We start from the raw sequence: 21,901 nt of genomic DNA, 5'->3' as shown, positions 1-21,901 counted from the left end.
CTAGCTGATTTGTTTCTTTTTCGTACTTCCACGTTTGTCCTTCGGCTTTGTTGCTGCTAAGTATGGGTGCATTCCTCTTTCAACTCTTTTATAGAAGCAAATATCATTTATTCCGTTTTCTCTAGCTATTTCTATATATGCTGTATGCCCCTTAGGTTTCATGGCTGCATCGCGTGGTGACATTCCCTCTCTAATTCTTCTGTAAAAAGTTGAAGCGCTTATCCCGTTTTGGCCAGCAATCACTAGCATTCGTGCATTATTATCTTTCTTATTTCTCTTTTTAACTGGATCAGTTATAGCTCGTTCAATACTCCAGTCATACGAATCCACCCTCTGATTCACGTTTTTTCTAGAAATTCCGTTTTTCTCTGCTTTTTTATAATCTTCTTCTGTAAGAGAATTAGCCTTTGTTTTCCTTACTCTCCCTGTTCTTTTAGGAGGTATAGTTGCCGCTTCTTCAGGTGTCCATTCGCGAACTGTCTTTTTGGTCATCCTTGCATGAAATGTTCGGTAAGAAATACCGTTTTTTTCTGCAATTTCGATGTACTTCTGATATTTTTTTAAAAACTTCCCATTCTGCAATGGTTCTGTAATTGCTTGTTCTACCGTCTTTCCTCTATAATGAATCCGCTGGTATACCGTCTCTTTGCTAATTCCGTTTTTGGCAGCTATTTCATATTCTTCTTCAGTTGGTACTGGCATATAAACCTTCATTCTTATTCCTCCTAATCCAATGCCATTATTTCTTTTCTCGTACGTTCCGAATGTTTTATTTCAATCTTCTGAATACCTTTACCATGTTCTTTCACTGCCGCGCCCCATGCTTCGCTCTCTGTTTTAACATCGAACCAATCTATCTTTTGTCTTTCATCCTGATCGTAGAAATGAACCTCATATGTCGGTGTTATAACGGTTGGATTCGCAAGGAATCGCTCGGCTGTGCTTGTTGCTGTATAATCAAAACTCCCCACAACATCCTCCAGTGTTAGCTGTTTCATGCCCCTAACCCCATTGGACGAGATTTAATCATATTTTTATCTGCCTGATCCATAATCAAAGCGGCGATTTCTAGCTGATGTCTCCCTAGCTCTTTTGCGATTTCAAGGATTCCTTTGTCTTCCTTCCACATTTCTTGCAATCGAATTACTTCGCTTTCATCAAATACCAGGTCCAACTCTTCTAAAGCGATATATAAGTTACGACGCGATTTCTTCATGTACTTTCTCTGTTGCAACGCCATCGTATAATTTTCCTTTTCTAAATCCGTTCCAAGTCTTGGCATCCCATTTCCCCTCCATTTGTAATTGATGAATTTCTTTTAGCTCCGCCATAACAGCATGACGCTTTCTATCTACTTCCTCAGGTGTTTGATTCGCCGCTTCGCAAATGCATGGTCCAAACTGATACATACCCGTTCCAATGTCGTTCTGAATTACTCCCGTTCCGTTACATGCACACATTTCAATTTCCCCCTTTTAAAATGGCAATGCCTTTCTTCTGTAATCCTTTGTTTCTTTGAAAGTGATCGTTCTAAAATTATTGAGAATCCGTGATACAATCCGTTCATCGTATGCCTCATCTAAACGCTTCCCTGTGAGGTTTGTCGTGAAGATAGTAGATTTACCTTGCCTACCATCGAAAACATCGAATAGCACCCTATTAATGAAGTTTGTCGCTTTTGTATTCGCATCTAACGCACCTAACTCCGCTCCCAAATCATCGACTATTAATACTTCCGCTCTTACTAAGCTTCTTATAATTGCATCTTCAGTTAATGTAGAATCTTTACTGAATGTACTTTTAATCTTCCGTAGCAATTCACCAACTGTGACGAAAACTACTGACTTCCCCGCTCCTGCAAGCTGATCCGCTATAGCGTAGGCAAGATGTGTTTTCCCTGCTCCGCAATTCCCGGCCATAATCGTGTTAAAAATCTTTCCGTTGAGATAATCCGTTGCGATGACCTTTGCAAGTTCAAGGTTCTTCGCTCCTTCCTCACTAGTAGGTTGGTAATTATCAAAGTTAGCTTTCTTAATGTTGCTATCGGCAATCATGCTTTGTTGATGGAACATGAATTTCTTTTCGTTTGCTTTACCTGCATCGTATTTCGCTTGTTCCTGCTGCTGAAGCTTCTTACTTTCGTTTTCAAGGAAGCATCGAGGGCAAACAACTTGTCCACCGAACTTCATCTTATTCATGCCATGTGTATCACACACATCAGAATCCATAGTCATATTCACCTTTTTGGCTATATCGGTTGGTATTGCTGCCGCCGCTCTCTGCATTGTTCTTCGCTCCCTTTTTAGAATTCATTTGAATAGTTAGTTGGTCGAACTTCTCACGTAGCTTTTTAGGAGATAAAATGTTACCTTGCCAGAATGGATCAGCTTGGCACCAATCAATAACATCCTTAATCTCTTGTAATTCACGATTATCCTTTTCACGCATCAATCTAAAATCGTTTGCCCATGAATCAAAGTTAGGCTCTTTTTGTTTAGGGTTGTTACCCTTAATTTTTTCAAACAAATACTTAGCCCCGTTGGTGTCGCAAGTTTCAAACTTGTGACGAGAAGGTTTTTCTTTCTTCTTTTTATCTTTTTCTTTATCTATATCTAATTCTTTATCTTCTTCTATATCTGTATCGTCACGTGACGTCACGCGAACGTCACTTTCTTCACTTTTGTTTTCTAGTGCTAATTGCTGTTGTTTCTTGCGTTCGCGGTACTTTCTGTTTCGTTCTGCATTCAATTGTTTTACCCGTTCTAATCCATCAATGTTCTGATGCTTCTCCCAATTTGAGATGCAAATGTACTGATCGTCTGTGATATCAATCATTCCAAACTGTTTGAACGTTTGTAGTGCAAGCCTTACTGTTGCTATCGGTCTATTAAAAAGTGTTGAGAGCATTTCTTCTGTGAAAGGAATGTTTTCGCTCAAGAAAATGTAACCATTAGCATTTGTTCTGCCCGCTTGAGACAACAATTTAATCCAAATGATTAGTAGTGTGTCTGCATCTGGTAAGCTTTCAATCAATCGAATCTTTTCATCTTCAAACATGCTAGTAGAGAGTTTTATCCATTTAACATCTGCCATTTAGTTCACCTTCTTCATCACAAACAAATACTCAACTGTATCTGTGTACCCGTTAAATTTATATCCACCGTTTCCAAAGTTACGGCTCATATCATAATCAAAACTTTTCCTTTGCTTATAAATCTTTTGATATGGTTTTACATGTTCATACCCATCTTGTTCTAATTCCCTAACACGTTTAAGTAATTTAGTAAGGTTGTAACCTCTTACCGGAATTGGTTTGCTTGTATCTCGATTATGCTTATTCCATTGAAAACTCATCACATCACGTCCCTTTCGCATACCGCTATGTCGCCTTGAATTTTGATTATTTTATATCCTGGGTAGCGATCGGGAGTAATGTACTCAATCGCCTTTGCCTTTGCTTCTTTTTCATTCCGTGCGCCCTTCCACACCCACGCCGGAAGGACGACTTTTGATTGGCTTTTATCTAACATAGGTTTTCACTCCTTATCCCGCTTGGCTATATTGTGTTTCCCAACCAGATAGTACTTGTATCGCTTTAGATGCTAACTGTGAGCTTAAATCACTTAAATTTTCAGCATTGATATTACCTTTTAAAGTATCTTCAACTGTTTGTTTATCTGTTTGTGTTAATGTCGCTACATGCGCTATTTTTGCATGTATCATTTTCATTTGTTTCTCGGATGCTTTACCGTTACCACTTCCTTGTGGTTTGCTTGGATTGTGTCCGTTGTTACCTTTAGGTTTAGGCTTGTCCTTTCCATAAGTAGCACCGTTACCATCATCATCTTCACCTGTGTTTAAGCTAAGGAATGCTGCTAGTGAATATCGTCTTGCGTATGTTATGCAACTTCCTACTGCTTGCGGATCGTTCTTTACTGGTTTCATTGTTAGTTCGTCCGATTCAAGCCACTCACCACTCTCATGTAAGAGAAGTGTTTTTAACGTTACGTTTTGACCGTCTCCGCTTGGTATTTGCATAATACTTAATCCGTGTTTAGAAAGGATTGGTCTAATTTCATCTATAATCGTGTCTAGCGTTGCGTAATTGTTTTTAAAGAAAGGATTATCTGCATCCTTAGCGATTTTGTTAACTTCTGAATTGAATTTCACTAATGCTTTAGCTAGTTCGGTGATCGTTTCACTTTTATTCATTTTTCATTCCTCCTGTCATTCCACATGATCCCAAAGCTTTCTGTTAATAATTTTCCAAACCGTATCCTTATTAAGATTGAATATTTTTGAAATTTTAATTTGGCTTAATCCACTCTTATGCATTTCTCTCATTTTTTTAACATCAGATTCATTCACTTTACTCATCCCGTTTTTCATCCCTTTAGAATCTCCACGCAATTTGTTTTTTACCGCGTGCTGCGTATTCTCTTTCGGAGTGGTCCATTCTAAATTGCAAACACGATTGTCTGTTTTTATGCCGTTTATATGATTAACTTGCGATTTGTTATCAGGATTAGGAATGAACGTTTCTGCAACTAGCCTGTGAACATGTACTCTTTTTTTCACCTTGTTTTTGATTAACCCAACAGATGGATACCCTTTTAAATCAGATTGTTTCATTTGTTTTCTTTGCAATTTAAGATCGTAGCCATTGATTGTTTTCGTAATTCGTTCTTTCCTAAAAACAATTCCGTCATCTGTTATTTCATAAAGACCTTCATACCCTTTAACGTCTCTCATGGTTAACGAATCCTAATTCCTTCAGATTGCTTCAACGTAATTCCGTCCCATTTCATCCCATCTTTAACCGCTGCAAGTAATGACTTCTTATCAACTTTCGCTGGCTGAGGAATCATGTACTCCGGTGGTACAACTGCATCTTCTGCTATATCCAAGCTCGCTGGATTCTTCTGAATTCCTACAGTCACGATTGTGCCTTTGATACGCTTTACTTCTAATAAAGTCATTTGCTGGTACAAGTAATCTTTTAAGCTCTTACAATTGTTTTCTACCGCTATCCTACGTTCTGCTAAACGCTTTTCTTCTAACTTAATAGCTTCTGTATCTGCTTCAAGGTTTTTAATTAGTAACGCGATGTTTTGCGCTTTATCTTGAATACTTTCCTCAATCGCTTGTAATGTATCTTCCAATGCTGATGGATCTATTCCATCTTCAATCATCATTTGTAGTTCGTTATAGTTATTTGTTAATTCATAAAGTCTCATAGTTATTTAACCTCCGAGATTTCTATCTTGTTTCCGCATTCGTTACATAAAATTTCATCCGGAGAGTGATAATACGTTATCAAATCCATGTCCGAACCATCGCAATTATCACATTTTATTATTTTCACTAACTCTTCTTTAGTAATGTTTCTGATTAAAATATCCATTTTCATATCCTCCTAGAACGGCATTGAGCCATGTGGTTTATTTGTTAAAACCGTGATTACATAGTCAAGATCCAACTTCTTCACGATGTCTTTTTCTTTTTCAGACATTTGTTTTAAAGTTTCAATTGCACGTTCTTTTTGCTTGTCTAAAACATCTTTCATTTCCACATTCCTCCTTATTTACTTAGAAGAAACGACTGTGATATAATAGTGGTAGAAAATATTGCGTCGTTTCATGAACCAGTCGATTAGGGGTAATCGGCTGGTTTTATTTTGTTTTGATGCTGTGCGCATCATCATGACCAGAAGCGAGGTGGAGGGGAAAGGGTGTCCGCTCCTGATCATGATGACAAGCGCAACGCTTGTCCTATTTAGCTAGGGTAATAAACTCCTTATGCATTTCCCAAATCCTATATGCACTTCTATGTAACCCTTTTTCTTTTAAATCACGTATCATTTTGATAATGTTCGCTTTCTCTTCTTTGTCCCGCTGCTGTCTATCCATCACTTTTCATCCTTCATAAACCTTTTGTCTATCCAATCCATCAGATGAATAAATCCTGCGACTAAAATGACAATTACCAGAATCATTAAGTGTGAGAATGTGCTTTCTTCCATCATTTAGATCGCTTCCTTTCCGAGAAACTTATTAATGAAGTAAAGCTGACCTTTCCCTGTAACTTTTGTAGTGAATGATGTTACGAACTCACCTTGGCTATTTGTTCTTACATATTCTTGTGATTCAAATAACTCTAAATCCATTGAATACTGAGTTGGTGTGTTGTAAAGACTACCTTTCTTCTTGCAAAGATATCCGTTTTCTCTGAACCATTCGAAGAGTCTGTTTTGACCTGTGTCGATTCCTTTTTGTCTCATTAAGTTTGCTAACTGTTTGACGGTTATTAGGTTTGTTGATACTTGCACCGCTTCAGCAAATGTTACAAGCGGTTGTTGTTGTAAGATTGTTCGTTCCGCTTCAACTCGCTTTGCTTTCTCTTCTTTTAAGTTTGTAAGAAGACCAATCATAAAGTCTGGATTAGTTACCGCTTGTTCCAAGACTTGATCTGTCATGTATGCTCCGTGTTTTCTAATAGAAGGAAGTACCTCACTTGTTACCCACTTTTTGAATTTCTTTGCGCTTGGCAACTTACTTGAAAGGATTAAAGTGTATAACCCAGATTCGTTAATTACTTTCTGGTTTCTATTTTGTCTGCCGTCCCAAATTGGGAGGTCAGCTTTTTCATCTTCATCCACATGCATTTGAATAGCTTTCGATGTGTTGTTGTATCCTAAAACCTCCGCTACATCTTTAGCTACAAACCAAACATCTTCACTTTGTGTTACTGTTCGAACTTGTCCGAACTCTTCATTATTGAAAACTTGTAATTGATTCATTTTCTTTTTCCTCCGTTTCGTTAGTTGTCATTCCGACAACATTTTGAGCAAAAAAAAGTTCATTTATTGATACTCCAAGCGCATTTGCTAAAGTTGGTATCTTTTCAGCATCCAATCTTCTCTTGCCATTTTCTATAAAAGAAATAGCTGAAGCGTGGCTAAAATCAAGCTTCTTAGCTAGTTTTTCTTGTGTTATATTCTTTTGCTTGCGAATATCTCGAACTCTGCTTCCGAAAGTCATATTCGCTTCACCTCCTGTCGTTGTCGTTTTGACAACTTCTTGATTTCATTATAGGTTGTCATTTCGTAAATGTAAACCCCATTTTGTCATTTTGTTAAAAATATTTTTACAGATAGTGAAAAGTTGTCAAAAAGTATATATACTGTAATTAAAGAACAATGCTTTGCAATGCAAAACATTGCAAACTACACAATGGGATCTTATTTATAAAGGGGAATAATAAAATTATGAACTTAAACGAAAGATTGAAAGCGTGTCGCGAAAAGAAAGGTTACACACAGACTTTCATCTCAGAAAAATTAGACGTGAACAAAGCCACTTTATCTAGTTACGAATCAGGAAGACGTAAACCTGACTACGAGACATTAACTAAACTAGCAGACATATACGAGGTTTCAGTTGATTACTTATTAGGAAGATCAATACATCAAAAATTAACAGTAAAAGAAACAGAAGAGATCAGTAAAGAGACTAACGAATGGATGAAACTAATCAACCAACTATCAGAGGACAACAAAGAGTTATTTAAATCAACAATTCAAAGCTTTATATCTAAAAATAAAACTCCGTGAGACTAATAATTGTCTACGGAGTTTTATTTTACTTTTTTTCTGTATTTGATAATTCTAGTAGCATTTCACGTAGATGATCAATGTTTACCCCTTCTGTCTTCTCCATTAATAATAATTCAGATACTAAATTCTCCATAATACGTTGTCCCCCTCGAAATGTTTATGTATCAGCTTTTATAAGACTGTTTTGGAAAGCATTTGACCACATGGTCGATTCGCTTCCATTCCCCTTAAATTAGAAATGACACTATCAACAATTGATAGTGTCATTTCCTTTATCTATTAAATTCCCGTTGTGTTGCGACAGAATCAGCCGCCTGTCCCACCGGGATCAGCTTCCATATATAGTACAGGTTGTTCTGATTTAGCAACCTGTTGTGTTTCTTCTGTTTTTACTGCTGTAAAAGAAAAACAAGCTACAGCGGCAATCGCTAAAATCGATTTAATGACCTTTAATTTCAATCATTTCACCACCTTTATGTATGCCTTCATTATATCATTTCAAAGCCATTTTAGGTAGGGAAATATAGAAAAAATCACCTGTTTTTTCAAAATCTGCTATGGCCTCTTCAAAGAATGTTTTATCTCCTGTAGCAAGACCTTTGTAGTATTTTTGGAAAGGAGAAAGACTGCCATATTTCTTTTCTAACCCCTCTAAAATAATAATCGCCTCTTTCTCTCTGCCTATTTTTGCGTATAAATGTGCTTTTTCAGCTAAACTCGACGGGTTTATTTTATCAAGATTCTTTTCATGAACTATATTAAGAAAATCAAGCGTGTTTTTTATAAACCCTTTACGATTAAGAAGTTTTTTATTTGTAATGATTGGAAGAGTGGCGAAAGATTGTTCTAAAAAATAATGTGCCTTTTCATAATCCATCATATGCGTTTCGGCCAATGTACAATAAGCTAATGATTTCATACAATCATAAGGATTAGTTTCATCATTTATAATTTCGAAACATAATTTCCTCGCAGTCTCTAAATCATTTCCTCTTTGTGCACTCATTGACTCCATTTCTTTTATTCGTAATGAATATGATTTTCTAATGGTATCTTTACTAACATCATCAATCATTGGTTTCAATTGATTTGTATATTGTGAAACCATTCGATAGTCGCCAAAATTTAGTTGAGCATATATAAACGCAAACCCTGATAATATTTTAGCTTCGTTGTTAGATGTTTTAAAAGAATTCCTCATCTTGTCCGTCTCCACAAAAAAGTCATTATTAGATATCCTTCCAGACAGTCGCAGAGCAAGTAAATCATAAATAGATGCTATTTTCTTATTTATTCTTGCGTTTTTCGTAGTTTTATCTGAGTTTATTATTTTAGCGGTCAATTGTTTTTGTAATCCGTATTCGCCATACATATTCAAAACTTCCATGGCTACCCGTTCATTAACTGGCGTTAATTGTTCGAACATTTTTTTGACGCATTCTCTTCTATAGTTGATGTTATTCGGTTTATGCAACCTCAATGATTCTACAAAGTGCATAAAGTCAAATTCACTAGTCGCTTTAAAATAACTGTTCACAGTTGTGTGACTAACATCGAATCGTTTAGCTAATTTACGATTCGTGTACCCGTTACTCTTTAAATCCTCATGCATGTTACTTAATAAACTCTGCATTATTTGTCCTCCTCGTGGACAAAAAGACACGTAAACCCCATTTTCTTACATAAAAGGAAAACGTGTCACTCTCACTCTAAGTTGTGTTATAATATGTATGTACAAGATCCGCGACAATGTTCCCTAGTGTGGTTAGGGGGCAGTGTAAGAGTGTTGGTAGCACTACTTACACCGTGGGTCTTTTTTCACGTCCGTTTATTTTATTTGTTTTCATAATATCACATTTTTGGCAAATTTCAGTCATGCAGTTATCTGATAATTATTGAGAAAGTTGTAAAACCGTTATATATCAACGTTTATCAGCTGCAACGAAAATAAAATATGCAAATATGCATGGAACGTTCGAAGACCTCACATGCATATTTTACCACTAAACATTCAAAATGAGAACACTAGTTCTTATTTTTATTTCCACAAACAGAAACTTTAACTACCATTTTATCATTAAAGGTAGTTAAACACCCATAAATAGTAGTATAGTTGTTTAGTATTTATACTTTAAACTATGAGACACTTTGGACAGATTCTAAAAAAACTAAGGAAGTCACGTGGCTTAACTCAAGAGCAACTTTCCCACAAGTTAAACTTGAGCAGGAGCCAAATCAAAAACTGGGAAACTGATCGATACCAACCAGATATAGATACTTTGGTTATTATCGCCTCCTTTTTCAATGTATCGGTAGACGCGCTTATTGGCTTCAAGAGTGATTTTGAAGATGAACCACTACAAGAACTATTATCCAATGTTCAAACAACGTATACGACGTTAAATGAACATCAGAGAGAACGTTTTTGTAAGCAAGTCTCCGTATTAATCGATATGCTTGAGGATAATCAAGATATATTCTGATTCAAATTCATTGTAGAAGAAATGTTTTCCAAAGAAAAGAGGTAAAATTTTACATAATTTTACCAATCCTACCAATGAGGGCTGCGGCTCTCTTTTTTTATTTTCATTCGACAAAATATGACAATATTATAATGGATTATTTGCTATGATAAGCTCGGAAATCTTACATTTTATCATTGGAGGAACTACATAATGGGGAAAATTTTTAAGTTTGGGTGTTTAGGAATCATCGCTTTAATCGTACTTGGTGCTGTTGGAGCGGCATTAGGCGGAGGAGACGAAAAAGAAGAAAAAGCTTCTTCTGATCCGAAACAAGAAACACAAGCACCAACTACTAAGGAAGAGCCTAAAAAAGAAGCTAAGAAAGAAGAACCTAAAAAGGAACTTTCTAAAGAAGGCGAGTCTTCTAAAGTTAAAATTGCCGTTGGATCAGTTGAATCAATCGATTCAGTAGGTGGAGAATACTTAAAAGAAAAAGCACAAGGCGTGTTTAAAGTAGTTGAAGTTACTATTACAAACAATCAAAAAGATGCTATCACTGTTGATGCTAACAGTTTCAAATTAGTTGATAATAAAGATCGTGAATTTACGTACTCTACACAAGCTCAAACTGCTTTTGATGTAGGTAACGGCGGTAAATCTGATTTCTTCTTAAAACAACTTAACCCTGGTTTATCTCAAACAGGTAAAATCATCTTTGACGTTCCTGCTGACGCACAAGGCTTAGTATTAAAAGCTCGTGGCGGTATGATGGGTAAAGAGATTAAGTTAAAAGTGGAATAGTTGAAGGCACTCGAAAGAGTGCTTTTATTTTTTCTCAATCTTCTAACATTCTATAATGTGATATAATGATATTGGATGAGAATCCAACACTCATATTATTAAAATTAAAGTGGTTATCAAGTCGGAGGAAGGCACCTTAGGGTGTCTTTTCTTTATAAATTAAAAGCCCACCTATTTCTGTAGGCGGGTCTCTTCAAATTCATCAGCATCATGAAAGCCTAAATCAAACGAATACAACATTTCTAACGTTTCTGAAGCTCCAATGTATTTCAAAATACTCTCTATATCCTTATACGATTGAAAATATAACGTTTTTGCTTTTGGTATTTTACTATCAGTCTGTAATTTCTTCTTTTTAATCCCTAATTCCTCGAACATAAACTCATTTAAATGCTCCAGGATATCTGTAGATCCATGAATGCGTAAACGAGGTCTAATATATACTTTATTTTTAGGTTTTTTCTCTTTTATTGTTCCAAGATCATGCCTCATTAGAATATAAGTCTTCACAAATATTTCTTTATTAAATTCGCCGTTAGGAAAAGGTCTGGATTTTTCTTTAATTGGATTCCAACCTAGTTCCTTAATTTTCAATACAAAAGCATGATCACTTCTAAAAATACAGTACCATTCTGTATACCCTTTTTCCTTACGATATCTTGATCTGGTTTTCACACCAAAGAAACTAGAAAATCTCATAACAATATCTTTAGATTTATGTGTAAAGTAAAAATAGCCTAATTTATCATAACCGTTTCGCCACACCATACCTAAAGCCTCTGAAAAAGTATCTGTTTTAATAAAATCATCTATCCAATTTTTTTCTATAAGATTATTAGCCATAAAATATTCCCCTTAAATTTTATCCTTCTAATCAATTGTAAAATAAAACATTATTTATATAAACAAACAATTAATATATAAAATTTCACGTACTATATCCGTTGTGTAAAACCAAATTCAGCAATAAGGCCTATTCTACTATCCGTCCCCTTATCCTCTAACCAAGTAAGTAGTAAATTCCTTATTTATTCCACTATCTTAGTAAGTAGTTCCCCCCAGGTCTTAAACAATCTCATGTTTTTCATATTTTCTTCACAATTAAGCTTGACTGAAGGTTTTGAGAGTTTTTATCATGTGGGAACGATTATGGAACACGGCTGGAAGGCAGATTTATCCCCTACTTTGAAAGATCACAAAAAAGTAATCAATCAAAATAGATGGATAAGCGTCTTGTTTTCGCCATGCGGTCACTTATAAGGTATCCGTATGTATAGACCCTGTTCACTCAGCGATTTTCATCGCATACATCCTTTTTCTATGGCTTGTCCTTGTAATATCGTCCCTACACGACAAACTGAATGTACTCCCTAGCACCGTAATGCTAACGATAACCACCCGAACCTTTCAGAGATTAATCCCTGGGCAAGTTCTCGCCCTCCCTCACCAGAAGAACAGGATTCCAATGAGGGGTGCTGTTTTTGTAGGCGCATACTCTGTACCCCCTGCACGACCAACAGCTAGCCACGCACGTAACACGTTCCTCCTATATGTATAGCAGCACGGAATTACGGCTTATCAGTTTTTATTTACGTGGTTTCAGGCAATTCCACGCGAACCAAAACAAAAAGGCATCTCCAATTCCTAAATGGCCTGTAGATCCACAAGACTTCTAGGTTTAGAGATGCCCGTTATATATCTTTTGGACTATAAAATAATCAAAACTAGTATTTACTAGTTGATATTTATCCAAACAATGATAAAATGGGTATATCAAAGAAGCCTCGTGAAAAGGCATAGTTGTTTAAGGTTAGTGGTGGTACACTACTTAAACGTTAACACTGTCGGTTAAAACAGTTTTTTCTAGTCAAGTGGTGGTACACTTGCTAGAGCAAGTCATTCCCGCTAATGGTTGGCGCCAATAGCATATGGGAGTGGCTTTTTGTTTTGTGTTCATATTCAATTGTTTTTAATTTATCTCGTCGATCTTCATGATCTTCGTTTATGTAAAATATCAAATTATGTTTTGTTTTGTAGAATGTTGCTTGTTGTTTATTACGTTACAACAAGCTTTTTTGTTTGTAAATACAGAAATAACAACTTAAAACTACGCATGAGTAGAAATGTATACCTACGAAAAAGTGTAAAAGTATACTTTTCTACCACACTTTTAAATTTAGTATACCGTCGCTAACTTACGCATAAGTAGAAATGTATACTTATAACCCCATCTTTAACATTCATTCCTTCTTAAAAATTGCAATTAACCCTTTATTAACAGTATGTAGAGAATTCACCTCAAAACTACGATAAAGTAGAAAAGTATACTTTTACACTTTCAAAATCACTCATTCTATAAACTACGTATAAGTAGAAAAGTAGAAAAGTATACCAAAAAATCTTACGCTTTAGTATACTTTTCTACTCTTTCGATAAATTTGTTAAAAAAATATAAACTTTTCTTCGGTATACTGTTGCGAATATTGTATGTAGATGTTACATTTTACTCAAAGGTATACTTATTCGGAGTTTTATGGAGGAATGTCGAAAATGACTAGACAAGCAACTACATACGTAATCGGTAACTTTAAAGGTGGAGTTGGAAAAACAAAAACAGCTACAATGTTAGCTTATGAAGCTGCTACTGTATTTAATGAGAAATGTCTATTAGTAGACATGGACCCTCAGGGTAATGCGACAAGAGTACTTGCTAAAACAGGGGATATTGAACAAATAGACAAGTCTATTACTGATGGATTTCTAAATCAAAATTTAGAGAATGAGATTATTCCAGTTATCGAGAATTTAGATATTGTTCCATCTAATACTTCATTTAGAAAACTTTCAAAAATCCTCTTCGATATGTTCCCAGAGGATGAACTTGCACAAATTACATATTTAAAGAAGTTACTAGAACCATTAAAAGATAAATACGATCGTATCTACATTGATGTACCACCAACAATCAGTGACTACTCAGATAACGCTATGATAGCAGCTGATTATTGTATCATCGTTCTACAAACACAAGAGTTATCTTTAGAAGGCGCTCAAACATACATCGCTTATATGCAGTTCTTAGCAGAAACATATGATGCAGACCTACAAGTTTTAGGTATTATTCCAATGATGTTACACCAAGGAAAACGAGTAGATAATAAAGTATTACAACAAGCTCAGGAAATGTATGGTGGAAACGTTCTAGATACAATCGTGAGATATCAAGAACGCCTAAAAGTATATGATATCGAGGGGATTCATAAAAACGTTAACGTTAGCGGTAATATTGATATGTGGGATGAAAAAGCACATCAGCTATTCATCGATGTTCTGAGCGAACTTAATGAACATGAAAACTATTTCGCTACTATTAACGCTTAAGGAGGAAGTTCATAATGTCTAAAGCACCATTTCAACCTATAGTCACAAAACCTGGAAACACTTTGAATGACAAAGGTGTACAGATAAAAGGAACTAACGATTTTGGCCGTAATAGTGAGCACGTTAAAAAACAAGTTATTAAGCCTATTATCAATAAAGGAAAAGTAACAGCTCCTGAGAAGCCTGATCAACGTTTAGTTCCATCTAAAACAGCTAAAATTTCACCAGCTGTTCTATTAAAGTTAAATACACTTAAGCCGTTTATTAAAGAACAAGAAAGCATGGATAAGGCATCGATTAACAGTATTATCGATATGCTTCTTGAAAGTTATGTAAATACTAAACTAACAACTCGACAATCGGAAGGTTATAAAGGGATGTACAAGCACCTTTATGAGATGTTGGAAAAAAAATAAACAACAAATACAATTTTCCTAGTCTACAGAATGATTCTTAGCATTTTCAATCCTAATTTTAATGGAGATGAATTTCATGGGAGTAATTACGAAAAATGGCGATAATGTAATAGATTTCGATTTATTTAAAGAAAAGTATGGTTGTATAAAAGTCGAATTTAAACAGGAAGAAGGCGAAAGGTACTACTTATATGCTTTTCGTAACGATTTAACTGAGTGGGATTTTGAAAACGGTGAATTAATTTTAGTTACCCACAATGAAGATAAAGTTAAAGAGATTGCCTCAAAAGTGCTAACTTTATATGTAGGTGAGGTATTTTGTAAAGAATGCTTTAGAAAAAAAGATGTTGCTAGGTTATCTAACAAAAACACAAGTTATTGGTGCCATTATTTTTGGGAGAAAACTCCACATCATACTAAAAAATTACTACAAAATGAAATTTTATATTCAATACCTGATATAAATTGGCCAATGGTAAAAAACATAACCACTGATAAATCATACGTACTCTTTGGAGTTTGTTCGGATTCTTGTATGACTCGTGAAGAATACGATAATAATGTAGAATTTCAAAAAAAGAAGAAGTTAATGGACGATATTTGGGAAGAGTTAATCACTGAAGAAGTACTGACGAATGGCCCTGAGGTTTTATTAGAAGAATTATTATGCGATCATATTGAGGTTATTGAAGAAGGTATGTCTTTTGTTGAAAGGCAGTACAAAGTAGAAAATGGAATTATCGATATCATTGCAAAAGATAAGAACGGAACTAAATGTATCATTGAATTAAAAGTTGTAGCGGATGATAAAAGTTTAGCATGGCAATCAGCATATTATCCATCTTGTTTTGATGAAGATGTCCGTATGATTACAATTGCTCCTAATTATTCAGACAGAATATATAACGCCCTTAAAAATATTAGCAATGTTGAAATGAAAGTTTTTTGCAAAGATAAAAATGGAAAGTTTAAAATTAAAAACTTTGAAGTTAAAGAGCCTGTCGTAGAGATAGAGGATGCAGTACAACGTATTGTGTAATTAGTTAAGCCCTACATATGTAGGGCTTTTCGCATTCTTACTCATAAGTAGAAAAGTAGAAAAGTATACTTTTCTACTTTTTCGTAGTTTGTTAAAAAACCTCACCAAAACTTCCACCACGGCTTTTTCTTCTCTTTCGCTGCAGCAACCTCATCTCGAAACTCCTGCATCATTCTCTTCGTTTCTTGCATCTCACGCAATGTCTTCATAAGCGTCTCATCCCGTGCTTCCAATCGTTTTTCCACTCGTTCATTATGCGCTTCTACACTCGCCTTGATTTCCTCGTTACTTTGCTTCGCCTGCTCACTTAATCGTTTCTCCATCGCTAACATACTCTGATTCATTTCTTGCGCCATAACGCTGTACTGTTCCTGTAATTGCTGTTTAATATGGAATGGCACTAAGTCCGTTTCCTCAGATTCCTCTTTAATTAGATCCGGATTAACCTTTTCTATTTGCTGCGCAATCATCTTCGCTGCCTTCTCTAGCGTCATACCGTCATGCTTACTAAGCTCAATTAGCTTCTCAATCACCATAATGTCACTGTCTGTGTACTGGCGTCTGCCACGATTATTCTTCTTCACTGCGAATCCTTCTCGCGACAATACTTCCATGTACTTTCTAAGGGTGCTATCACTTATTCCTAGCCTTTTATACACTTCACTAGCAGAATAAACAATTTCGTCCGTCATAACGTCACAACACCTCCTAGTGACAATATTCCATGATGGTTAGGGAATTCCTGCAAAGAAAAAAGCCCAGTTTAGGGCTTTTAATTCTATATCTCGTATTTGATTCATAACATGTATATTGCCTGTTACCCCTGTAACTCTTCCCAACTTCGACCGTACAATTGGGTGTGCTGTTTAGTTAAGGAAGAGTTACTTCTTCATCAAACATAAAAACATTCTTTTCTGATTTGTGGGGCATAACTCAAGTAATCTCATAATATTTTCAGCGTCATCCACGCTATTTGCATTGATAATATTATTTCTCCACATCCATCGTTTGCTGTCTCGTTTACTGTGATAAACCGCTCCGCTGTTATCATTAATCCATATTTGATTATTACATCCTAAGACATCCGCACGCATCCAATGTTTTTTATTAATTATTTTAATCCTCCCCTTGTATTAAGCGATATGGAGTTGCAATTAAATTGCTTTTGCTATTTCAACAAGTAATCTCATGAACAGCGGAATCATTTGAACAACTATATAGCCAATCCCTGCACGACTTATTAACGAGAAGCCTCGTTCCTGGCTACCAACCATAATGAACAGCCCGCCGCATAACGCTACAACGGATGCAATTGGATAGGATACTGCTTTAATTAAGAAAATAACCGGTTCAAACGCATTTACAATACGATTGTATAATTGGCCATCTATATAATTCTTTATTGTCCCGTCATTGGACTGCACATCTTTAAATACTTCATTCACATCTGGATTATTTCCATCCGCAAATACGTGAGGAATATCTATAATATTGCTGAATATAATAGCACTACCGATCACAATACTTATTCGCGCCGCCACGGGTGCGTATTTTTTTGCTTTCTTTTTGAACAAGCTCCACTTTTTCTTTGCTCCATAGTTACCATCCATAAAATCCTTGATGCTCATTGTCTCTGTTGCCATATGGACCATCTCCCTATTTTTAATGGAAATCAGTAACTGTAAATATGTTGCAATCCAATCCCTCGCAAAGCTTCTCTAGCTGTTTTCTGCGGTATTCCGTCGTGGTGTACCAAATAAATTTAGGCGCCTTCTCAAATACGTTGCATTCAATTAACTTGCGATATTTCTGCATCTTGATACGGTTCGCACTCATCTTTTGCTCGTGATCCACCTCCACGATGTGATAACGGCCATTATCCGTAAATAGTGCATCTGCAATTATGGAAACGATACCTTTCACGTTCATTTTAACTTCCTGCTTCCACGTTTTCGGGCATTCATAAGCGATGTAGATGTCATTTCGCATGATGTAGTGGCGGAATTGATTCGAACGCTTAAGTATTTTCTTACTTCCGATACGTTCACGCCCTTCTTTATTGAGATAGTACACCTTCTCCCCATCTCTAAAGCTAGACACATATTCTTCAAGAGTTTTCATAACACGAGAAGCATTCCTGTCACCACCAAGATCATGAAGTACCTGGATTTGTTTCCTACTAAGAAAGCCGAGTTTCTTCAAGCTCAAGAGTATACTTTCCGTTCTCGCTTCCTTCATGGCTAGTTTTTGCATCTTCATGCTCCTTCCTCGCTCTTATGTTGATATGTGGCTTTATGATGTTATCAATCTGCTTATTATCGATATAGACAGTCTGTAAGACCTTCTTCTCGTTCGTTTGGTATATAGCCCTTCCTTTTATGTTAGGAAGACTCTCTGCGCCGCCCTCGTCTAGTACGGCACGGCTCCCTGCTTCAGTTTGTAATCTAAAGCAAACGCGAGCACCAATGTTTTGTCGTAATTGCGATGGTAAGGCTTCGTTTGTCGGGTACTGTGTCGCATATACCAAGCGGAATCCCGCTGCCCTGCCGCGACGACCTATATCTACAATGATGTCCTTGCACTCCTGATATGGCGCTATGTCGGCTGCTTCATCGACAATTACAAAGTATCGCACTGGATCCCCGGCTTCTTTTATATCTTCGTATCCTTTTCCTAGTAAGTATTCGTTTCTAGCATTCAGTTTATCTTGCAATCCCCTTAGAGTCTCTAGGGCTTCTTCCGGATTCTTCGCAATTGATTCGACTTGATTTAGGAATCGGTATCGGTTGAAAGAGAGACCACCCTTCAAATCGATAAGGAATAGCCTTGTATTTTCTGATTGGTTGCGTACCAGGGCTGTAATAATGAGTTTTAGTACATTTGATTTCCCCATATCCGTCATGCCGGCTGAGATCATATGAGATAACTGATCAAAGTCGTGTTTTACCAAACCATCTCGTGTATAACCAATAGGTACCTCCCAACCTCTACATTCCTTCATCATGTCTTCTTCAAATTTAACGAAATCAGGAATCCCCTTTTCGTAAACTCGTATTTTTAACAACCCATCGTAAGACAGCTCAATTTCCTTTCTGACGAGTTTTTTCTTGTTTATGATGTTTTGTATTTGTTTTAAGATATCTTTTCGCAGTCGAAGAGATTTGAAGTCTGCTAGCTTAAAATCGTAAACTTTGCTCTTATGATTTAATCCATCCTCTAAATGCTGCATCTTTTGTTCAAAATCGGAGAAGCTAAGACCAAGCGGAATCCTATACGCATATTCAACTCCCCAATCATTTCTCGTTTTGCGAAGCAGTTGTATAGTCCTAGTCTCTTTTCCTTCTTTTACTTTTAATCCGCAGTTCGCGCAAATCCTTTGAATCTTGGAGGCATCGTTAGTTGCTCCTTTTTGATGCATTTTCGCAAAAAGAATTACACTACCAACAGCAGCAGAACTTAATAACTCGAATATCAAAGCGTGACACCACCTATCTAGATGTATTCTGCAAGAATAGTCCCTGAAGATTAGAAGAGATAAAAACAACTATGAATCATTGAAAATACTAATTTCTTCATGTCTGTAGCAGTATTCTGTAACCGAATTTTATTTGGAATAGGTGAAACGAAGTTTTAAAAGGCTATTAATTCGGAACTGAGAATCGTAATTTGTTTGGTATGGTAAAGGGTATTGCGTACTGTTTGTTTGATATGCATCTTTTTTTGCACTCGTATAAAAAAGTTAACTCTTGTACATGCTGTTTACTGAGGTGACAGTAATGTTTGATTGGCTAAAGTTAGGGAAAACAAATAGAAGTAAATTTGGAAAATGGTTAGATCGTCAAGGGATTTCCCAAGCCGAATTAGGTGAGAAATCTAAGCTGAGCAGAGCAACTATTTCAAAATTGTGTAATGACCATGCATATAGACCGAAATTTTCAACTGTAGTTCAAATCACAAAAGGGTTAAAAAAGTTAGGAAAAAACATAAATGAAAATGAATTTTGGATGTAGCTTCGTAAAAGAAAACGGGGCTATTTTCACGCTTTTAAAAGAACGTATGTTCGTGTATAATAATCATAAATTACCTACACGAATCGGGGGATCATCATGGAAAATCAGAATCGGGGTGCACCAAAGATTAAAGGACGCGCATGATTTTAACAATAGTATAATATATGAGTAGAGATAACGTATACAACGATAGGTAGTTCTCTTTTTTTGTCTCTTTGTAGAAGCTATAATAATAGTAAAAAAGAGATAGTATTTATAGTATAGATAGATTGAACAGTTCGCAGGGATTAGAGAGATAATGGGTGAGTTGAACAAAGTACCTAAACCAATTCTTACCCAAGATACAAAAGAGCGGATTGAACGTGCTTTAATTGATTCTGCACAGAGGCAGGAAGACATCCTTATTTCGTTTTATCGGGATGGATTTATTAGCAATATGTACATAACTGTTATACGAATTGATTTACATACTAATACAGTACATTGCACAGATGCGTTTAATTTACATACGGAATTTAAATTTGATGAAATTGTTGATGTCACTGAATAAAAAAAGAGGGATTCCCCACATTTGGGGAATCCCTCTTTTACCCTATTTCACATACACGTAGGCTTCACTTGCAGTAATATAGTACGTTTTACCTTTACTATTGTGCACTTTATATTGTGAGGATCCATTTACGTTTATTTTTGCGTCAATTGTAAAACCTAAACCTGCATCTACAGAACCAGCAACATCTTTATCCTGCCAAGATGGAGCATCATAGAATCGTAGGTTATTAACTTTAGAAACGACACGCTTCCCTACAATAGAAGAATCCACTGTGCTTTTCTTACTGAATTTCACATAAGATGGATCATTTTTAATCCACTGTTCACCACCAAGGTTTAACCAGCCATCCTTTTCAGCCCATACAACATAAGCTTCTGGTTTGTTTAATTGACGAACTTTAGAATAGCTTGTACCAGGTCCTTTACGTAAGTTCACATTGTAACCTTCAATATAAGCAATACCATCTGTTACAGCTGTTGGAACTTCTGCTGGTTTAGATGGCTTCTCTGGCACGGAAACTTCCACGTTAGAGTTATTGTATGCTCGTTGCACATCAGCGCGGAATTGAGCTTCTGAAACACCATGAGACTTTAAGTAATCAAGTGGGTCTTCATGATCTGTACCACCAAGATATTTCGTCACATCGTAGTGAGTCCACAATCCTTTTTCTACTGATATTCCGCGGTCACGTAAGATTTTAGCTAATAACTTAACGTATTTATCATAGCTGCGTTTAAATTTCTCATAATCTCTTGTTTCGCATAATTCTACGTGAACAAATCGTTTATTCGCTCCTGGTCCTGCACCATAAGCAATGTATTTCGTGTCAGCAATTTGGATTGTTTCGTTCCAATCAACTGCGTAATGTACAAATGCTGAGCGCCATGTACGAGATTCGTATTTTTGAATATTAATAGCCGGAGCCTCTGGAGTTGCTGTACTATGTGCCACAACGCCTTCATATGCACCTACGCCATAGCGGTATGACTGCTTTGGTAAATCAGGAATAATAAGCGTTCTATCAGCAAAAGCTCCTGTAGCAAAACTTAACAGGAGCAATAGAGTCATAAATACAGAGGAAGCCAGTTTAAAAGTTTTTTTCATTAAGCATCTTCTCCTTTTTCTTCGTGATCAGTCCAAATACCAAGTGATACGCCTACTGCAAATAAATAGGGGAGCAATTCTTCAATAAAGTTCTTTGCTTCAGGCATTCCAAATTTAGTAAATAAAAATCCAATCAATGAAAAAACCGCAACCCATGTTTTCCAGTTGCGGAATCGTTTTTTGATATTCTCTTTTGACATATTACATGCCGCCCTTCATTAGTAATCCCAGTAACCCAGCTACAATTGCCCCTATAATAATTCGCAGAATCCAAGTGGTATTGGCGCTGATTTTATCAAGAAGCTTATTTATATTTACAATGTCCTTCTCATTGACTGTAGTACGTGTTTCTAGATTGCGAATATCACGCTGCATATCTTTCTGGTCTAATTTAATTTGTTGGATCTCTTGCTTTAACTCTTGAATTTCTTGCATTAGTTCAGCTCCTTTTTTTCAAAATAAAAAAGCCCACTATTGTGCGCTATCCGTAATTAAATCTGCTCTTCCATTGTCAGTC

General features: G+C 36.1%; 33 protein-coding genes. 8 read left to right on the top strand and 25 right to left on the bottom strand.

Translation table 11 applies throughout. The features are described from left to right. The 15 genes from MKY00_RS29450 to MKY00_RS29380 all read right to left on the bottom strand — a co-directional run bounded on the left by MKY00_RS29450 (position 1) and on the right by MKY00_RS29380 (position 7,040). Entirely contained in the window at positions 1 to 714 is a 714-nt protein-coding gene (locus MKY00_RS29450; RefSeq protein ID WP_074585942.1) for a hypothetical protein, read from the bottom strand. An 11-nt stretch (positions 715 to 725) separates the two neighbouring features. Beyond that, complete coding sequence (locus MKY00_RS29445) at positions 726 to 998, bottom strand: hypothetical protein (protein WP_074585941.1); 273 nt, start codon at positions 996 to 998, stop codon at positions 726 to 728. Further along, complete coding sequence (locus MKY00_RS29440; protein WP_141114941.1) at positions 995 to 1,240, bottom strand: helix-turn-helix domain containing protein; 246 nt, start codon at positions 1,238 to 1,240, stop codon at positions 995 to 997. The genes MKY00_RS29445 and MKY00_RS29440 overlap by 4 nt, the downstream gene beginning before the upstream one ends. Next, entirely contained in the window at positions 1,197 to 1,460 is a 264-nt protein-coding gene (locus MKY00_RS29435) for a hypothetical protein (RefSeq protein WP_074585939.1), read from the bottom strand. The genes MKY00_RS29440 and MKY00_RS29435 overlap by 44 nt, the downstream gene beginning before the upstream one ends. Positions 1,461 to 1,475: 15 nt before the next feature. Continuing rightward, a complete protein-coding gene (locus tag MKY00_RS29430) occupies positions 1,476 to 2,234 on the bottom strand; it encodes an ATP-binding protein (RefSeq protein WP_080495938.1) in 759 nt (252 codons plus the stop codon). Beyond that, positions 2,218 to 3,093, bottom strand: a complete 876-nt coding sequence (locus MKY00_RS29425; protein WP_074585937.1) for a phage replisome organizer N-terminal domain-containing protein — start codon at positions 3,091 to 3,093, stop codon at positions 2,218 to 2,220. The genes MKY00_RS29430 and MKY00_RS29425 overlap by 17 nt, the downstream gene beginning before the upstream one ends. Next, the gene (locus MKY00_RS29420; protein WP_074585936.1) at positions 3,094 to 3,354 is read right to left on the bottom strand and encodes a hypothetical protein; all 261 of its coding nucleotides are present in this window, start codon (positions 3,352 to 3,354) and stop codon (positions 3,094 to 3,096) included. After that, positions 3,354 to 3,530, bottom strand: a complete 177-nt coding sequence (locus MKY00_RS29415; protein WP_000884829.1) for a hypothetical protein — start codon at positions 3,528 to 3,530, stop codon at positions 3,354 to 3,356. Before MKY00_RS29415 ends, MKY00_RS29420 begins: the two co-directional genes overlap by 1 nt. A gap of 13 nt (positions 3,531 to 3,543) precedes the next feature. Then, the gene (locus tag MKY00_RS29410) at positions 3,544 to 4,212 is read right to left on the bottom strand and encodes an ERF family protein (RefSeq protein ID WP_074585935.1); all 669 of its coding nucleotides are present in this window, start codon (positions 4,210 to 4,212) and stop codon (positions 3,544 to 3,546) included. Between the two features lie 15 nt (positions 4,213 to 4,227). Beyond that, positions 4,228 to 4,752 carry an HNH endonuclease gene (locus tag MKY00_RS29405; protein ID WP_074585934.1) on the bottom strand — a complete coding sequence of 175 codons (525 nt, stop codon included), beginning with the start codon at positions 4,750 to 4,752 and terminating at the stop codon, positions 4,228 to 4,230. Between the two features lie 2 nt (positions 4,753 to 4,754). Continuing rightward, a complete protein-coding gene (locus tag MKY00_RS29400; protein ID WP_341035563.1) occupies positions 4,755 to 5,237 on the bottom strand; it encodes a siphovirus Gp157 family protein in 483 nt (160 codons plus the stop codon). A 2-nt stretch (positions 5,238 to 5,239) separates the two neighbouring features. After that, positions 5,240 to 5,404 carry a hypothetical protein gene (locus MKY00_RS29395; RefSeq protein WP_262731621.1) on the bottom strand — a complete coding sequence of 55 codons (165 nt, stop codon included), beginning with the start codon at positions 5,402 to 5,404 and terminating at the stop codon, positions 5,240 to 5,242. Between the two features lie 12 nt (positions 5,405 to 5,416). Then, positions 5,417 to 5,566 (bottom strand): hypothetical protein, encoded by a 150-nt coding sequence (locus MKY00_RS29390; RefSeq protein WP_262731623.1) that lies wholly within the window; start codon positions 5,564 to 5,566, stop codon positions 5,417 to 5,419. Positions 5,567 to 6,025: 459 nt separating this feature from the next. Continuing rightward, entirely contained in the window at positions 6,026 to 6,799 is a 774-nt protein-coding gene (locus tag MKY00_RS29385) for a phage antirepressor (protein ID WP_153474126.1), read from the bottom strand. Beyond that, entirely contained in the window at positions 6,774 to 7,040 is a 267-nt protein-coding gene (locus MKY00_RS29380) for a helix-turn-helix domain-containing protein (RefSeq protein ID WP_262731588.1), read from the bottom strand. The genes MKY00_RS29385 and MKY00_RS29380 overlap by 26 nt, the downstream gene beginning before the upstream one ends. A 227-nt stretch (positions 7,041 to 7,267) precedes the next feature. Between MKY00_RS29380 and MKY00_RS29375 the strand changes: the two genes are divergently transcribed. Next, on the top strand, positions 7,268 to 7,612 hold the full coding sequence (locus MKY00_RS29375; RefSeq protein ID WP_001052324.1) for a helix-turn-helix domain-containing protein: 345 nt from the start codon (positions 7,268 to 7,270) through the stop codon (positions 7,610 to 7,612). Between the two features lie 309 nt (positions 7,613 to 7,921). Here the strand turns inward: MKY00_RS29375 and MKY00_RS29370 are convergent, their stop codons facing one another. After that, positions 7,922 to 8,074 carry a hypothetical protein gene (locus MKY00_RS29370; RefSeq protein WP_000770087.1) on the bottom strand — a complete coding sequence of 51 codons (153 nt, stop codon included), beginning with the start codon at positions 8,072 to 8,074 and terminating at the stop codon, positions 7,922 to 7,924. A 34-nt stretch (positions 8,075 to 8,108) separates the two neighbouring features. Beyond that, positions 8,109 to 9,248: an AimR family lysis-lysogeny pheromone receptor gene (locus MKY00_RS29365; RefSeq protein WP_001191118.1), complete on the bottom strand. Its 1,140-nt coding sequence runs from the start codon at positions 9,246 to 9,248 to the stop codon at positions 8,109 to 8,111. A 505-nt stretch (positions 9,249 to 9,753) separates the two neighbouring features. On the opposite strand from MKY00_RS29365, the gene MKY00_RS29360 reads away from it, so the two are divergent. Then, a complete protein-coding gene (locus MKY00_RS29360; protein ID WP_227572146.1) occupies positions 9,754 to 10,098 on the top strand; it encodes a helix-turn-helix domain-containing protein in 345 nt (114 codons plus the stop codon). Between the two features lie 192 nt (positions 10,099 to 10,290). Beyond that, positions 10,291 to 10,881, top strand: a complete 591-nt coding sequence (locus MKY00_RS29355; RefSeq protein ID WP_258109473.1) for a DUF4352 domain-containing protein — start codon at positions 10,291 to 10,293, stop codon at positions 10,879 to 10,881. Positions 10,882 to 11,052: 171 nt separating this feature from the next. Here the strand turns inward: MKY00_RS29355 and MKY00_RS29350 are convergent, their stop codons facing one another. Then, positions 11,053 to 11,724, bottom strand: a complete 672-nt coding sequence (locus MKY00_RS29350) for a hypothetical protein (RefSeq protein WP_258109472.1) — start codon at positions 11,722 to 11,724, stop codon at positions 11,053 to 11,055. Positions 11,725 to 13,431: 1,707 nt separating this feature from the next. On the opposite strand from MKY00_RS29350, the gene MKY00_RS29345 reads away from it, so the two are divergent. The 3 genes from MKY00_RS29345 to MKY00_RS29335 all read left to right on the top strand — a co-directional run bounded on the left by MKY00_RS29345 (position 13,432) and on the right by MKY00_RS29335 (position 15,717). Further along, entirely contained in the window at positions 13,432 to 14,262 is an 831-nt protein-coding gene (locus MKY00_RS29345) for a ParA family protein (RefSeq protein ID WP_071726358.1), read from the top strand. A 14-nt stretch (positions 14,263 to 14,276) separates the two neighbouring features. Continuing rightward, entirely contained in the window at positions 14,277 to 14,678 is a 402-nt protein-coding gene (locus MKY00_RS29340) for a hypothetical protein (RefSeq protein WP_109631619.1), read from the top strand. Between the two features lie 76 nt (positions 14,679 to 14,754). After that, entirely contained in the window at positions 14,755 to 15,717 is a 963-nt protein-coding gene (locus tag MKY00_RS29335; RefSeq protein WP_163258443.1) for an endonuclease NucS domain-containing protein, read from the top strand. A gap of 101 nt (positions 15,718 to 15,818) precedes the next feature. Here the strand turns inward: MKY00_RS29335 and MKY00_RS29330 are convergent, their stop codons facing one another. The 4 genes from MKY00_RS29330 to MKY00_RS29315 form a co-directional block, all read right to left on the bottom strand. Next, positions 15,819 to 16,409 carry a DUF3967 domain-containing protein gene (locus MKY00_RS29330; RefSeq protein ID WP_341035556.1) on the bottom strand — a complete coding sequence of 197 codons (591 nt, stop codon included), beginning with the start codon at positions 16,407 to 16,409 and terminating at the stop codon, positions 15,819 to 15,821. A 462-nt stretch (positions 16,410 to 16,871) separates the two neighbouring features. Next, positions 16,872 to 17,360 carry a hypothetical protein gene (locus MKY00_RS29325; RefSeq protein WP_074585953.1) on the bottom strand — a complete coding sequence of 163 codons (489 nt, stop codon included), beginning with the start codon at positions 17,358 to 17,360 and terminating at the stop codon, positions 16,872 to 16,874. Positions 17,361 to 17,379: 19 nt separating this feature from the next. Next, positions 17,380 to 17,925: a replication-relaxation family protein gene (locus MKY00_RS29320; RefSeq protein WP_239693948.1), complete on the bottom strand. Its 546-nt coding sequence runs from the start codon at positions 17,923 to 17,925 to the stop codon at positions 17,380 to 17,382. Further along, complete coding sequence (locus MKY00_RS29315; RefSeq protein ID WP_074585951.1) at positions 17,897 to 19,192, bottom strand: FtsK/SpoIIIE domain-containing protein; 1,296 nt, start codon at positions 19,190 to 19,192, stop codon at positions 17,897 to 17,899. Before MKY00_RS29315 ends, MKY00_RS29320 begins: the two co-directional genes overlap by 29 nt. Positions 19,193 to 19,493: 301 nt before the next feature. Here MKY00_RS29315 and MKY00_RS29310 point away from each other — a divergent pair, with 301 nt between their 5' ends. Both MKY00_RS29310 and MKY00_RS29305 read left to right on the top strand, forming a co-directional pair. Further along, the gene (locus MKY00_RS29310) at positions 19,494 to 19,727 is read left to right on the top strand and encodes a helix-turn-helix domain-containing protein (RefSeq protein WP_074585950.1); all 234 of its coding nucleotides are present in this window, start codon (positions 19,494 to 19,496) and stop codon (positions 19,725 to 19,727) included. A 268-nt stretch (positions 19,728 to 19,995) separates the two neighbouring features. Continuing rightward, the gene (locus MKY00_RS29305; protein WP_258109491.1) at positions 19,996 to 20,277 is read left to right on the top strand and encodes a YolD-like family protein; all 282 of its coding nucleotides are present in this window, start codon (positions 19,996 to 19,998) and stop codon (positions 20,275 to 20,277) included. Positions 20,278 to 20,319: 42 nt separating this feature from the next. Here the strand turns inward: MKY00_RS29305 and MKY00_RS29300 are convergent, their stop codons facing one another. From MKY00_RS29300 to MKY00_RS29290, 3 genes are read right to left on the bottom strand one after another with little or no spacing between them, the layout of a single operon-like run. Beyond that, the gene (locus MKY00_RS29300; RefSeq protein ID WP_229147471.1) at positions 20,320 to 21,384 is read right to left on the bottom strand and encodes an N-acetylmuramoyl-L-alanine amidase; all 1,065 of its coding nucleotides are present in this window, start codon (positions 21,382 to 21,384) and stop codon (positions 20,320 to 20,322) included. Further along, on the bottom strand, positions 21,384 to 21,584 hold the full coding sequence (locus tag MKY00_RS29295) for a hypothetical protein (protein WP_080495928.1): 201 nt from the start codon (positions 21,582 to 21,584) through the stop codon (positions 21,384 to 21,386). The genes MKY00_RS29300 and MKY00_RS29295 overlap by 1 nt, the downstream gene beginning before the upstream one ends. Before the next feature lies 1 nt (position 21,585). After that, a complete protein-coding gene (locus tag MKY00_RS29290; RefSeq protein WP_071742253.1) occupies positions 21,586 to 21,819 on the bottom strand; it encodes a hemolysin XhlA family protein in 234 nt (77 codons plus the stop codon). Between the last annotated feature and the right edge of the window lie 82 nt (positions 21,820 to 21,901).

It is taken from the genome of Bacillus sp. FSL R9-9834, from assembly GCF_038006905.1.
Lineage (GTDB): Bacteria > Bacillota > Bacilli > Bacillales > Bacillaceae_G > Bacillus_A > Bacillus_A pacificus.
The sequence above is the reverse complement of the archived record's forward strand: the minus strand, read 5'-3'. Positions and strand labels throughout refer to the sequence as shown.